A 12,383-nucleotide genomic window follows, 5' to 3' on the forward strand; every position below is an offset into this window, starting at 1 on the left:
GGGATTATTTGACGCTTACGAGAGTTTTTGATTTGCAGCTGGGATATGACCCGGAAATCATCTATAACCATCTGGACCAGCTAATGGCTACCGCAAGAAACCTCTGCAAGGAACTTCGTTAATTATTAACTATATAACCCAATTAAATTTTTTGGTCACGCAGGCTTTGCGTGACCGTTTTAACTATACGTGGGTCTGACCCCCTGTTATTTTTATTGCAAACCGTACGGCGTTAACCCATCCTTATTAACCTTAATTCGCCAGACTTCACTCTTGGAGGATTCAGTAATATACAAGTAGCCGTCATGGAAGGTTAGATTCGTGGTAAATGTCCCGGCACTTTCAGGCAAACGGATGGTGCCGTATTTAAATCCGCTTGGATCTTGGACAACGATTTCACCTGCTTGGAAATGCGCTACATATAAATTGCCCTCCGCATCGACAGCTAATCCGTCCGGCCCAATTCCGCCCTCATACTGACCGAAAATAAATGGACTTTCAGGTGATGCCGCAGCGGTCTTGGAAGGAACGGAAACCACTCTGTTTTTGCCAAATTCAGAAGTATAAACCCGCTGGCCATCAGCAGAAATAGCGACCCCATTTGGATAAGCGATATGATCTGCAAACAGTACTGCTTCATTCTTACCTGGAGGCAAATAGTAGACTTTTCCGACTGGATCGAGTGCATTAGAGCCAATTGGCTCGGTAAAATAAAGACCGCCAGCCTGATCAAATACCAGGTCATTAAGCCCTTTGTATTTATCTAGAATGGTCTTCACTTCTCCTGTTTTAGGGTCATAGGCAAGAAGTTTCCCGGTGATTGAAGTGATATATAGGCGTCCATCTTTGTGGAATTTCGCCCCGACAGCCCCATCAATTTTTTCAACAAATTTAACCTTATCCCCTTCGACTGTAAGGAGTTCGTTGGTCATCGGACTGACCATCCACATTTTCCCGTTTTTGTCGAAGTTGATGCCTTCCATAAATCTTTTCTCATCACTTACGACTACCTTTTCCCATTTAGCGCTAGAAGGAATAATCTCTGAGATGTTGTGCCGCTCCCCTTTTGGCACAGGCTTAGTTTCGTACAATGCTTTGGCGCCTACAAAGGTTGCGGTAACAAGGAAGAAAACAACCAATACAACTGCTGCAAATCCTTTTTTTTTCACTCCTACAATTCCCCCTTTTGAAAAATTAAAGCGATGATGGGCTTCAATTAGTAAAGAAGCCTTATGTAAGTAGAAGCCTAAACCCAAGGTGAAACCGCTTTAATAGAATATACACTTCGGGTCGCAGAAGAAACAACCTAAAAAACTATTTGAAATTTTAATATTATTAGTCAGTATACTTTCTTTTTACGAATGGATATATTTGTTATACTAATAGGTTCAGTGTTTCCACGTGTACGGTTCTATTTGGCACCACGTGACAAACGGCGCTTAAACCGTTCCTATGTAAGCGTAAAACCCCCACCTACATGGAGATGGGAGCTTGTAGTATTATTTAGATAACTTGTTAAAGGCTACACAATTAACAGGGATCAATGGTTTTTTCGCTAGAAGCTCCGAATCTATTATGCTGCATAAGGCTAAGCTGTTCCTCGAGCCGTTTTACTTATGCAAGATTAAATCATTTTCCCTACACCAGTTTGATTGGGTTTGTCCACTAGCCCTATAGGCTGCAATCCGGTTCTCCCACTCTGCTTGTAAATGAGTTATGGCCATATAAAAATCTCCTTGAAATTTTATTTTAAGGAGATTATCCTATTATTAATATGAATTAAGAATGTGGGTACAGTTTTACGCTTACTCTTAAAGCATGGCACCCATTCGTTTTAGAAAATTCAACCTCACACCATTCTGCCAAACTTCATAAATAACCTGTCTTTACACTCATTCCATGAAGGAATCGTATCTTCTTCCCAATTAATTGATTCTAATTTATCTGCAATATTTCGTGATATTTTCATCGCTTTTAAATGACTACCATTATTTCGATAGACCTTCATATGTTCCTTGCTTTCCCATATAGTCAGAGTCCAGTATGTGTCCCATCCTTCATTATTAAAGGAAGAAAATTTTAATCCCTCTGCTTTTTTTGACTGAATAATCGATTTAATGGTATGAATAAAAAAGCTCGGTAACATTCGCTTACCTTTTAAATGCAACCTAGTAACTGAAATAAACATATCATATTCGCCCTTTCACACATAGATATGATAGTAATATTCCATTAATAGCTAGACAATTCCTCGTTGTTAATTTACTAACATTAAATCTTTTTAACATTTCCTACAATACCCTTTTAGCTCCAATAAATGATTTCTTCCAATACGAGTTTAATTCTGAGATCATCACTTTTTTTCCTTGTCTATAAGTATGAAGCATCTGATCTTGTCCAATATAAATGGCTACATGTCCAATTCTGGATAGCCCTTGCCTATTTTTTCGCTCTCTGGTCGTAAAAAATAGTAAATCACCTTTCTTGATTTGATTAAAAGAAATCGGAACCCCTACTTCAAATTGCTGGCGAGAGTTTCTAGGGAGAATAATTCCATTACTTTCAAAAATACACTTTATAAATGAACTACAATCGAATGAATCTGTTTGATAAGATGGAGCATTAAACACATAAGGAGTTCCTAAATATTGTAAACCTGTTGAAATAATTTGATTTGCAAGCATGGCTTCCCTCTTTTTCAGTTTTTACTATATAACATGTGTTAGAGATTTTTTTTGATTGGACAAAAGCATTGAAATTTTAGTAGTGCCAAATTCTTCAATTGTTCATTTTGCTATACCTAAATATGGTAAATATTTACCCGAAATGTGGAAATAAACTAGTAGACAGAAAAGGAAAATATATTGGCGTATGCCCATTTTACAACCTATTGCTATGAACTACATCATAAAAAAAGATTGTGCAGTCAACAAATGGAATCACAATGGACAAATACCACCGTTTTTCACTGAATATACAAAAAGAAGCTGCCCAACTACTTGAGCAACTTATAAAGTAAGATATTAATATTGATTTAATATGTAAAATCAAGACACGTATTCCCTTATAAAAAATTCCTGGTAGTATAATTAATTCATAATGTCTAAATCATTGCTTAATTTAGGTTTAAATGTGTACCAATGTGAACTGTCCAAGATGGATTGACTCCTACTTTGTCTTTTCCTTTTAATCCCTTAAGTATCGCAACCCATTCTCCTTGTCTTTGACCCGTTTCTACCTTTTGTTTATGTAGAATCCCTTTCTTTTGTGCCATTACATACGTCGATTTTCCAATCCCTATGATACTCGTTTTAGGAACTGCTAGAAATTGTTTTGACTCCACAACTACGTCCAGTGAGGTAGAGTAGCCAGGGTATAGTCCTTTTTGTGAATCAAGACTTGCTTTAAAAGAATAGGACGGTACCGGTTCATTTTGTGAATCTTTTTCCTTTTTAACCGGTGCTTTATATGTAGGATAATCACTTACCTCCGTTATTTTCCCGTTCCACTTCTTGTTAGCAACGACATTAGAAGTTACTGTTATCGGTTGGCCCTGAGTAATTTTAGCCTTTTCAGCTTCGGTTAGCGTTCCTTCTATTTTAAACGGTCCATTCGCTGCGATTTCCATAATCGCTAATGGCTGATTTTCTTTTGCTTGGAAACCTTGCCCTACATTTTTGTTCAAGTTAACGATCACACCTGCAGTGTTGCTCGAGACAATTAATGAATCGAGCTCGGCTTTGAGCTTTTCAGCCTCCAACATATATTTTTCTACCTTTAATTCTGCGGCACGAGAATCAGCTTTTACTGAATTTAGTTCCGCATTAAGTGACAGTATGGATTGTTCTGCTATCGTATCTGAATCACCCACACCAGTTAGATTGGTAACGGTGGTATTGGTTGGGTCACTTGTAACAGGTGTAGTAGTAGACTCAGCTTCCAGTAAATCCGTTTCTAACGATGTGATTTGCTCCTTCAGCTGTTGAGCACTCGTTTCTGCTAATTGTTTATTTATTTCTGCTTGTCCGAGTTCTGCCTTTAATGCAGAGCCTTCATAAGAAAAGAGCTGTTGTCCTTTATCAACCGTTTCCCCTTCCTTTACAAAAATCTCTTTAATGGGTCCTTTTAAAGCATTTACATAAATCATTTCCGTATCACTTTGTGTAACACGAGCCGGCACTGTTTTTGTTTTTATAAATGTTTTTTCTGGTGGATTACTAAATACTAACTTCTTTAAATCCCTTTTATTAAATTCCATTATTGCTAAACTAACCATAACCAAAATGAGTATAAGAACAAGAATCCCAAGTAAAATCAATTTCTTCTGACGCGCGGTACGTGCTTGTTCATTTTCTGTACCAATTCTCTTTGCTGTTTCCATAACCCTACCCTTTCAACATAGATTAATAGTGAATTTTGCAATAAACGGTAAAACAAATCACTATTTTATTGTCTATTTTTTACAAGTAAGATTCAAGGAATATTTTTGGAAAATTAACTATTTACACGCATAGAATCACAAATAGGATTTAAGGCACAAATTCATAATAGTACTTTTGATGCACTTGCAAAAAAAAAGACCGAGTGCACTCTGGTCTACGTGAAATAGAAATTCGTTAGTATCCTTTGGCGTTTAGCTGCATTTTTTTGACAAATCATCAATGTGACCCCGTTCATTTTTTAATAAACTATATAGTACTTTTGAATCATTCCGCTAAAGGACCAAGAATTAGGAACAGTTCTGATAACCTGATTATTTTTCCATCGATATCTTTAAAAACAATGTGTTCACGTGTGAATTTAAGGGGGCTATCAATGCCACAAGCCGCAGCTAAGGCAAACAAACCCTGACGTACATTAATGATATAGTTCATGACTCGCTATTTCTTCTCCTCTGGCACAAGTGCTTCTCGATATTTAGGATCTGTGGTCGTAACGCCCGTAGGACATTACCCGTATGGCATTGAATTGCCATAATACAGCCGTTAGCCATCATAAATCCGCGTGCCGAGTTCACGACATCTGCACCAATCGCAAGGGCAATGACTATTTATCGGCTGAAATTAACTTTCCTGAGGCACAGATTTTTAGCTTATTTCGTACACCAAACTGATAGACTTTATCCACAACGGCAATTAAAGCAGGATATAAAGGAAGCCCCATTGTATCTGCCATTGATTTGTAAGTAGCGCCTGTTCCAACCGTAATAAAGTCCGGATAAATCCTAAGGTTATTCATGGCCTCAAAAAATTCATCCAAGCTGGATGTATATCCAACGACCATTTTGATTCCGACAAGTTTTCCACCTTACTCTTGCAGCATTTTGATAAACTGCAGCGTTTTAATTGCATTATGCAAAAATGGAAAGCGATTGGGTGAGTTAATGGTCTTCCCCACTGGAACCTTCCTAATAGTTGCAACCTTCGTTGTAACCTTCGACCCCTCCAGATGTCCGCCACGGATTTTTGCTCGTTGGCCGAATTTAAGCTCAAATGCCTCTTTATTTGATTCCTGGGCCTTGCACTTAAATTCATCAAGCGAAGTGTATTTAGGAAGAGTTACTGATTCATGAATAATCAAGAATTTTTTTGAAAAAATAAATAATAGAGATTGAGTCTTTAGGGGGTATAACAATGAACGTAAATGAATTAGGTTTCCTTTGGTACTTACAATCAAGTTCAAACTTGATGAATTTATTTTTAAAATATCTTAGTGAAACTTCTGAGGATACCGATTTAAGAAATATTTTAAATGAAATATATGAAATCTCTACATATCAAGAACAAGAGGCTATTCAATTATTGTCTGAGGAAGGTTATAAAGATACACCGTTCTTCAGGGAAGATGATATATATAGTTCAACAGCAAAGCTATTTTCAGACCAATTAATTATTGAGATCTTAAAGCATATAACGAGTAATGGATTGCGAACGCTTGCTGTTCAATATATAGAATTAACAGATTATAAAGTAAAAAGTTTTTATAAAAAAATACTTAATGATGTAGTTCAATTAGATTTTTCTATATTAAAATTGCTTAATGATAAAGATTTATTACAAAATAATTCGTTCTCTTATAAAAAAGCAGATGAAAGGGATGGGAAACTATTCAAAGTTGCATCAACTCAGCAACGACCACTTAATGCGGTAGAATTGGCAAATATGTTCGGTGCCCTTCAATGTAACAATGTTGGAATTGCTCTTTGTACCGGTTTTTCTGAAGTCGTAGAGGATATGGACACAAAGAAATTTATACTAGAAGGGAAAAAGTTAGCATTTTATCAATCAGCCTCTTTATCTGATATCTATAGAGAAAATGGAATTCCAACTACAACTGGACTAGAGGCTCACGTTAATAAAGTAAAGGAATCACCTTTTTCAGATAAATTAATGGCAAACTTAATAATGTTCCTTAATCCAGTAAGTATAACCCATCTACAAAATGCAGTGGTATCCAGTTATAAAAAGGATCATATAGATTCTTTAAAGAAACTAATCGAGATGATTGAAAACTACTCAGAGAAAGGGCTCAAGTTATTAATAAGAAAAAATTGGTTTAATGAACCACCTGTGTCTAATTGGTCACATAAATAGGAACGATGGCAGGTTGTAATCAAGAAATAGAAACTTCTCGGCACATAGGCCAGTTAGACGAATTCATAGGCGACACCCACAGCGTCGTGCCCCCCAAGTGAGCAGACGTAAAGCCAAGACTTCACAGATGGATTTTTCGGAAAAGTTTAAAAATTAGCAGCGTAAGAAATCATTTGTTTTTCTTTCAACCCAAAAAGAGCATTATGGCTAAACCCTTTCTATCGCATTCAGTCAAGTCCCTCTAATAAAAGAATAAAAAAATTTTTAAACTGATAGCAAAAGAACTCTAAAAAGCGCTGGGGGTATTAAGTGAATAAGAGCCAATATACAAAAGTAGAAATTATACAAATCGATAATGAATAGGTAGTCTGCATTGAAATTGGACATGTTAGTTAGAATCAGAAAATAAAACTCGTCCACCCACCATTTTATAGTTCATTCATTGAGTAACTATTTCTCAATAATCTCCTGAAATATATTTGTATCTTTAAATCATTCTGGAGATTCCAACTAATGTTGGAATAATGAGGAATGGAATCATGGAATTTTAAACATAAAACCATCGATAGACAATATTCATTTTTATTTCTCTTACTAATTGCCTCTCAGAGCGAATACCGTTCATATAACCAATGAACATCATTTTTAAAAGAAATAGTGGGCCCGAAGGACGCCCGGCAACATTTTAAAACATTAACTTAAATTGTATCAGTGCAATCATAATTGCTGCATCTCTTCCTATTTTACCAGGTTGATTGATAAGCGGTCTCGCTCTATTTATAAACATTTGATCGCACATTTTTTTATTTCCAGACATACGGTAACAATTATCATGTTCTAAGCAAATAGCATCCAAAACATTTACAGGAGCACCCGGCCCGTGACAACCAGGTCCTCAATATCTGTATCCCGGATAACAAAGCATCAGAAACCCTCCTTTCCTCAAAAGGTTTCTAATATATTATGTTATTGGGATAAAACTTGATTGTATTAGTAGCTTACTTTATCTTTTCCAATGCGAGAAAAAATTTATAACAAAAATGCTTCTATCATAATTGATAATACACCAGCCTCGATTTCACTATATCAATTGATAATTGATTAAACTCCCAAAGATCACCCTCCCTTTCTCTCTATGGCTTCAAATCCACTCGAAGTGATCATTTGCTTATTTACTTAGGAGAAGAAAAATAACCATTATTGGCTACATCAATAAAATATAAAAATACAAGGCCGCCTTAAGGCAGCCCTAAAATCAAAATTATAAATTCCTTTTGTTTTGTAAAAATTTGAAGGAAAACCTATTATTCATTTATATCTATTCCAGATAAATCTAATGAAAGTTCATCTATTACTAAAAATACACAACCGAAAACAGTTCTGTAATCGATGAAGTCCCCTTTAACTTCAACATTCACCTCAATAATATTCCTTTTATTATGTATGTGTTTTTCTTCAAAAAGTTTAAACTTAATACTTGAAACAGATACACTAATTTCCTCTAAGGATTTTTTTAGCTCTCTTTCAAATATTGAATTATTAAAGTTTTCCCTGAAGAAAAAACGGATAGTAAATTTCATCTCAAAACCTCCTTCTTCTTATAATTTGCCAAATCTTCCTTACTTAATCTTTTTTTCGGATACGGCCAAATCAAGGACTTAAGTGGGGATAAGGCTGCAAAAATAAATTTTCGAATGATTGCAAGTGCTTCATAGTCTATATAGAACACTATAGATAAAATGAAATTATAAATAAGAGCCTCCAGTTAGGTGACCCTTATTTGATTGGTGAAATTTCTAGATATTTATAAAATTGCTAATAATGAATTTCTCAAAAAAGATGAACTTGTTATTAAACTTACCTCCCGGTTAAAAAAAATGCCTTGCTTCTACATGAGAAACAAAGCAACCTAATTTTAAGTCTTCTCACCATTCTTTTTGTTTCTTAGAATAATCTGTGTTAACTGTACCGCTCTTCTTTAAATGGATTTGCTGTCATCGAATAGCCCCGCTCTTCCCAAAAGCCAGCCTCGTCTACATTCATGAATTCAATCCCTGACACCCACTTGGAGCCTTTCCATAGATAAAATACTTCTGGCGGAATAAACCTTAGTGGATAACCATGTTTTGGATCTATATCCTGCCAATCATGATATTGATCCTTCCAACGGTATACAAACAAAGAATCGTCCCCTAATAAAGGCTCAAGTGGCAGGTTTGCAGAATAACCAAATCTGTCACCATTGTAGTAACCGTAAATTTTAATGTATTTTANNCAAATTTAGACCAGGTGGTAACACAATGCATGTTAACGTTTGAAATGGTCTTTGGAAGTTCCATGATTTCCTTATAGGATAAGAACTTTTCTTTTTTTACCTCACCAAAAAGTCTGAAATTCCATGTGATTTTATCAAACTTGGGAACATCACCTGCATGCAGTATTGGCCATTTTTCTGTTTCGAATTGGCCAGGTGGAAGTTGCTTTTCCATCGTACACCATCCCTTTTCCCTCTTAAACGTTGGTTAAATCTTAATGCTTTGTATAGTATGCTACAAAATAATGTAAGCAAACCAAAGACAAATCCGTTGGAAATCAGCATAACCTCAGACTATTAGCAATTAAAAATTTGAGTTTAAATTTCAAGCATCCAAAAGAATGAGACAAGCGACATTTGTCGGGTATCGTTATGGAATGTTCTTTACTACCTAAATTTTGTAATCGGAAGGTAAAAATATTATTAGAAAAGCTGTACACGTAAAACAAATGAACCATGCCCAAAGTGGCTTGGTATGATGGAGGCATACACCAATAAACAAGAAAATCCATACAACTCATGACCACCAAAAATTCCATCCATTATGGTAAGTGATTAACTTTGCAGAATAAATTATTAATTCTATAAATACCTCAAATATGATCCAGGCCGATATATAAAGCATCTGCTTGTACCACATTGATTTATATGGGTGTCTGGAACGAAATATTAAGACTATTAAATTGCCTGATATTTATCTCCAAATTGGATTTTCATAAAAAAAACCTGAGTCCGTCAACTCAGGTTTTCTTGGTTCTATTCATTACTTCTTCTGAGACAGCCACTTTGCCAATACTTCAGCCTGATCCTTATCAACAAGACCTCCAGGCATCCGTCCGCCTCCGTTAATGATTTGATTTAATATCTCCTCTTCAGACATGGATACGCCAACATGTCTTAGGTCAGGACCTGCACCTCCCTCAAGATTTCCACCATGACAGGACATACAGCTCTTTTTGTAAAGGACTTCAGCATTCATAGCAGCCGGCTGCTTCTTATCTTTTTCTTTGTTCCCGTGGCTGCCATGATTGGCGTTATCAGATTTCCCTTGGCCTTCTGGATCTGCGCCCCCTGGATCTTTTGAAGGAGTTACCGATTTATCCCCTCCCAGTCCGTAGGTGACAACCTTGGTTCCAGTAACAAACGTAACGTATTGTTTACCACCGTCCATATAAATCGCCGGTGCCATCATAATCTGAGCTCCGCCGCTTTTCATGTTCCATAAGACCTTTCCAGTTTTAATATCAAGGGCATTTACCGTTCCATCCAATTCGCCGTAAAAAGCAAGTCCTGTAGTTGTACTTGTAAAACCTCCGCGCATTGGTTGTTTAGTCTTATTCTGATAGGCATGCTTTCCAGTATTCACATCAATGGCGGTGATCGTGCCGGATATGTCTTCACCTTTTGGCCCCAACGTTATCGCAGTTCCTGGGAATAAACCATTTTTTTGCTCGACTTCATTTTCATCTTTCGCTGCAACCTCTAAAGATGGCTTATTAATACCAGGGATCAATACATAATTGGTATTAGGATCATAGGTTTCCGGAGCATAGTTTTGTCCGCCTTCTGCTCCCGGCCATTGCATCGCCGGTTTATTTGGATCCGTCGGTTGTGTGGTGTGCTGGATTTTGACAAATGGAACGCCATTATAAATGGTATCCCCTGTTTTGGCATCCCACGCAAACCATTTTCCGTTCTTTCCACCGTGTACAACGATTTTTTGCTTTTTGTTGTTGACCGTTGCATTAAGGATCATTGGAGTTGAGGTCGCATCATAATCCCATTCGTCCTCCTCATCCATTTCCGAATTTGCCCAAATCAATTTGCCTGTTTTACTTTCAAGAGCAACGACCGAGTCTGTATAAGGGTTTTTGCCTGGGCGAATTTTCTTAAAAAAGTCAGGAGCAGGGTTACCCGTGCCAAAATACATCACGTCAGAATCCGGGTCAAAAGCAATCTGTCCCCAGACGGCTCCACCCCCTGTATATTTGCCCTTTACCCAATCTTCCCCCTTCTCAGGGACTGTCCAGAATGGTCCATCCCAGGCTGGCGTCAAGTCACTTGCTTTATAGGCCATCACGAAGCCGCGAATACCATTATCACCGCCGCTGCTTCCCACATAGACGTTTCCTTTATAGTACATTGGCGCCATCGTTTCATAATATCGGTTTTCAAGCTTGGCTCCTGGTATTGTATCCCAAAGGTTGATTATTTTAATCAATTTTCCGTCTTTCGCGTTAAGCTTGGCTAAGCGATTATCGGCAATAAGGACAAACACATTGCCTTCCGCAACAGCCACACCCCGGCTGGCAACAACTTCTAGAAGGCTTAGGTCCGCATGGTCAAGATGGTCAAGTACATCTTTTGGCGGCGTCCATTGCCAAATTTTCTTCCCATTTGAGGCATCGATGGCAAACACTCGGTTCATGGATGTCGTGACATACATGACACCATCTTTCACTACTGGAAAATCCTCCGAAGCATTAGGAATCTTCTTATCCCAATTTGCCAAATCTGCCTGCCAGACAATCCCTAAATCCTTCACATTGTCCTTTGTAATCTTGTTATAAGGGACATGCCGAGATTGTTGTAAGTCATACCCCCAAAGTGGGAACCCTGTATCCTTTTTGGAACTGGTCGTTTGTTTTTTGACAGTGTCCTGTTTTTTTTCAGGTTTCTGCTGACAGCCAACAATTAATACTACCGCCAATAAAGCCGCGAATATTGCTTTAAAATACCGAATCAAAAAAAGACCCTCCTAATGTATAAGTTCAGAGTGATTGCCCCTATTTTTAGTTGCTCTGAATTTTCCCATCCGGGGAGAACCCTACTTTATTGGTCCTCACTCTTTTTTCTATATTGAGTATAAGATTCCTTAATTATGCAAAGTATCATTTATATTGCATTAATTATTTTAACAATGGTGGATGAGGAATATTTACCAAAAAGTGGAGACATTCTATATTTGAAATAAATTTAAAGAATATCAGGATGGTGATTGAATGAAGACTTTCTTAAACATAACGAATCGTTTGGGGGGGTTTGTCTTATTACTTTGTTTTCTCGTTTGGGGAACATGGGCTTCTTCCCATAGCGCGTTGGCTGCACCGGAAAAAACGGTCGGTTCCGCGGAAAATGGAGGAATCAAACTTACAATTACTAACTATGCGATCACAAACTATGGTCAAGAGATGATTCTGTATTATACCGTAGAATCTAAAACAGGAAATTTAATGGAGGAAGACGGGAAAGGGCTGTTAAAAAACCTGGAAATTTCCATTGCGGATCATCGTCTTCAAGGGATTGATGCCGAACATAAAAAAATTAGCAATCAGAAATATCAAGGAGCGGTCAAGGTGAACATGCCGCAATATATACCTGCCACTTCAAGTGCGGCACTTAGTACAGATGCCATTCTAAATCAAAAAGGACAGTGGACCATTAACTTCCAAGTTAACAAATAGTTTAAAAAAATA

The 12,383-nt window shown here is 37.1% G+C and carries 9 protein-coding genes and 4 pseudogenes; 2 read left to right on the forward strand and 11 right to left on the reverse strand.

The window, feature by feature from the left end; genetic code table 11:
• Positions 1-212 precede the first annotated feature (212 nt).
• The 7 genes and pseudogenes from V7077_RS19625 to V7077_RS19645 form a co-directional block, all read right to left on the reverse strand.
• Positions 213-1,169 (reverse strand): SMP-30/gluconolactonase/LRE family protein, encoded by a 957-nt coding sequence (locus V7077_RS19625; protein WP_335505021.1) that lies wholly within the window; start codon positions 1,167-1,169, stop codon positions 213-215.
• Between the two features lie 361 nt (positions 1,170-1,530).
• Positions 1,531-1,605 (reverse strand): annotated as a pseudogene (locus tag V7077_RS27790) (transposase domain-containing protein); the annotation flags it as partial.
• Between the two features lie 5 nt (positions 1,606-1,610).
• The gene (gene tnpA / locus V7077_RS27795) at positions 1,611-1,724 is read right to left on the reverse strand and encodes an IS66 family insertion sequence element accessory protein TnpA (protein ID WP_420489685.1); all 114 of its coding nucleotides are present in this window, start codon (positions 1,722-1,724) and stop codon (positions 1,611-1,613) included.
• Between the two features lie 125 nt (positions 1,725-1,849).
• Positions 1,850-2,188 carry a hypothetical protein gene (locus V7077_RS19630; protein ID WP_335505023.1) on the reverse strand — a complete coding sequence of 113 codons (339 nt, stop codon included), beginning with the start codon at positions 2,186-2,188 and terminating at the stop codon, positions 1,850-1,852.
• Positions 2,189-2,291: 103 nt separating this feature from the next.
• On the reverse strand, positions 2,292-2,684 hold the full coding sequence (locus V7077_RS19635; protein ID WP_335505025.1) for a C40 family peptidase: 393 nt from the start codon (positions 2,682-2,684) through the stop codon (positions 2,292-2,294).
• A 431-nt stretch (positions 2,685-3,115) separates the two neighbouring features.
• A complete protein-coding gene (locus V7077_RS19640) occupies positions 3,116-4,381 on the reverse strand; it encodes an efflux RND transporter periplasmic adaptor subunit (protein WP_335505027.1) in 1,266 nt (421 codons plus the stop codon).
• A gap of 325 nt (positions 4,382-4,706) precedes the next feature.
• Positions 4,707-5,541, reverse strand: a pseudogene (locus tag V7077_RS19645) (glutamate synthase-related protein); the annotation flags it as partial.
• 92 nt (positions 5,542-5,633) lie between these two features.
• Between V7077_RS19645 and V7077_RS19650 the strand changes: the two are divergent.
• Positions 5,634-6,593, forward strand: coding sequence for a DUF3231 family protein (locus tag V7077_RS19650; protein ID WP_335505030.1), 960 nt, complete (start codon positions 5,634-5,636; stop codon positions 6,591-6,593).
• A 442-nt stretch (positions 6,594-7,035) separates the two neighbouring features.
• Here V7077_RS19650 and V7077_RS19655 read toward each other — a convergent pair.
• From V7077_RS19655 to V7077_RS19670, 4 genes and pseudogenes are all read right to left on the reverse strand, one after another.
• Positions 7,036-7,269 (reverse strand): annotated as a pseudogene (locus V7077_RS19655) (transposase); the annotation flags it as partial.
• A 628-nt stretch (positions 7,270-7,897) separates the two neighbouring features.
• Positions 7,898-8,173, reverse strand: a complete 276-nt coding sequence (locus tag V7077_RS19660; RefSeq protein ID WP_335505031.1) for a hypothetical protein — start codon at positions 8,171-8,173, stop codon at positions 7,898-7,900.
• A gap of 379 nt (positions 8,174-8,552) precedes the next feature.
• A pseudogene (locus tag V7077_RS19665) lies at positions 8,553-9,082 on the reverse strand (molybdopterin-dependent oxidoreductase).
• 588 nt (positions 9,083-9,670) lie between these two features.
• A complete protein-coding gene (locus V7077_RS19670) occupies positions 9,671-11,653 on the reverse strand; it encodes an outer membrane protein assembly factor BamB family protein (RefSeq protein ID WP_335505033.1) in 1,983 nt (660 codons plus the stop codon).
• Positions 11,654-11,909: 256 nt separating this feature from the next.
• On the opposite strand from V7077_RS19670, the gene V7077_RS19675 reads away from it, so the two are divergent.
• A complete protein-coding gene (locus tag V7077_RS19675) occupies positions 11,910-12,371 on the forward strand; it encodes a hypothetical protein (RefSeq protein WP_335505035.1) in 462 nt (153 codons plus the stop codon).
• Positions 12,372-12,383: the final 12 nt, after the last annotated feature.

It is taken from the genome of Neobacillus vireti, from assembly GCF_036962465.1.
Lineage (GTDB): Bacteria > Bacillota > Bacilli > Bacillales > Cytobacillaceae > Neobacillus > Neobacillus vireti_B.

Bases quoted from the DNA above. Each gene is read 5' to 3' on its own strand.
- V7077_RS19635 (WP_335505025.1), bottom strand. From the start codon at position 2,684: ATGCTTGCAAATCAAATTATTTCAACAGGTTTACAATATTTAGGAACT.
- V7077_RS19630 (WP_335505023.1), bottom strand. From the start codon at position 2,188: ATGTTTATTTCAGTTACTAGGTTGCATTTAAAAGGTAAGCGAATGTTA.
- V7077_RS19650 (WP_335505030.1), top strand. From the start codon at position 5,634: ATGAACGTAAATGAATTAGGTTTCCTTTGGTACTTACAATCAAGTTCA.
- V7077_RS19675 (WP_335505035.1), top strand. From the start codon at position 11,910: ATGAAGACTTTCTTAAACATAACGAATCGTTTGGGGGGGTTTGTCTTA.
- V7077_RS19660 (WP_335505031.1), bottom strand. From the start codon at position 8,173: ATGAAATTTACTATCCGTTTTTTCTTCAGGGAAAACTTTAATAATTCA.
- tnpA (WP_420489685.1), bottom strand. From the start codon at position 1,724: ATGGCCATAACTCATTTACAAGCAGAGTGGGAGAACCGGATTGCAGCC.
- V7077_RS19640 (WP_335505027.1), bottom strand. From the start codon at position 4,381: ATGGAAACAGCAAAGAGAATTGGTACAGAAAATGAACAAGCACGTACC.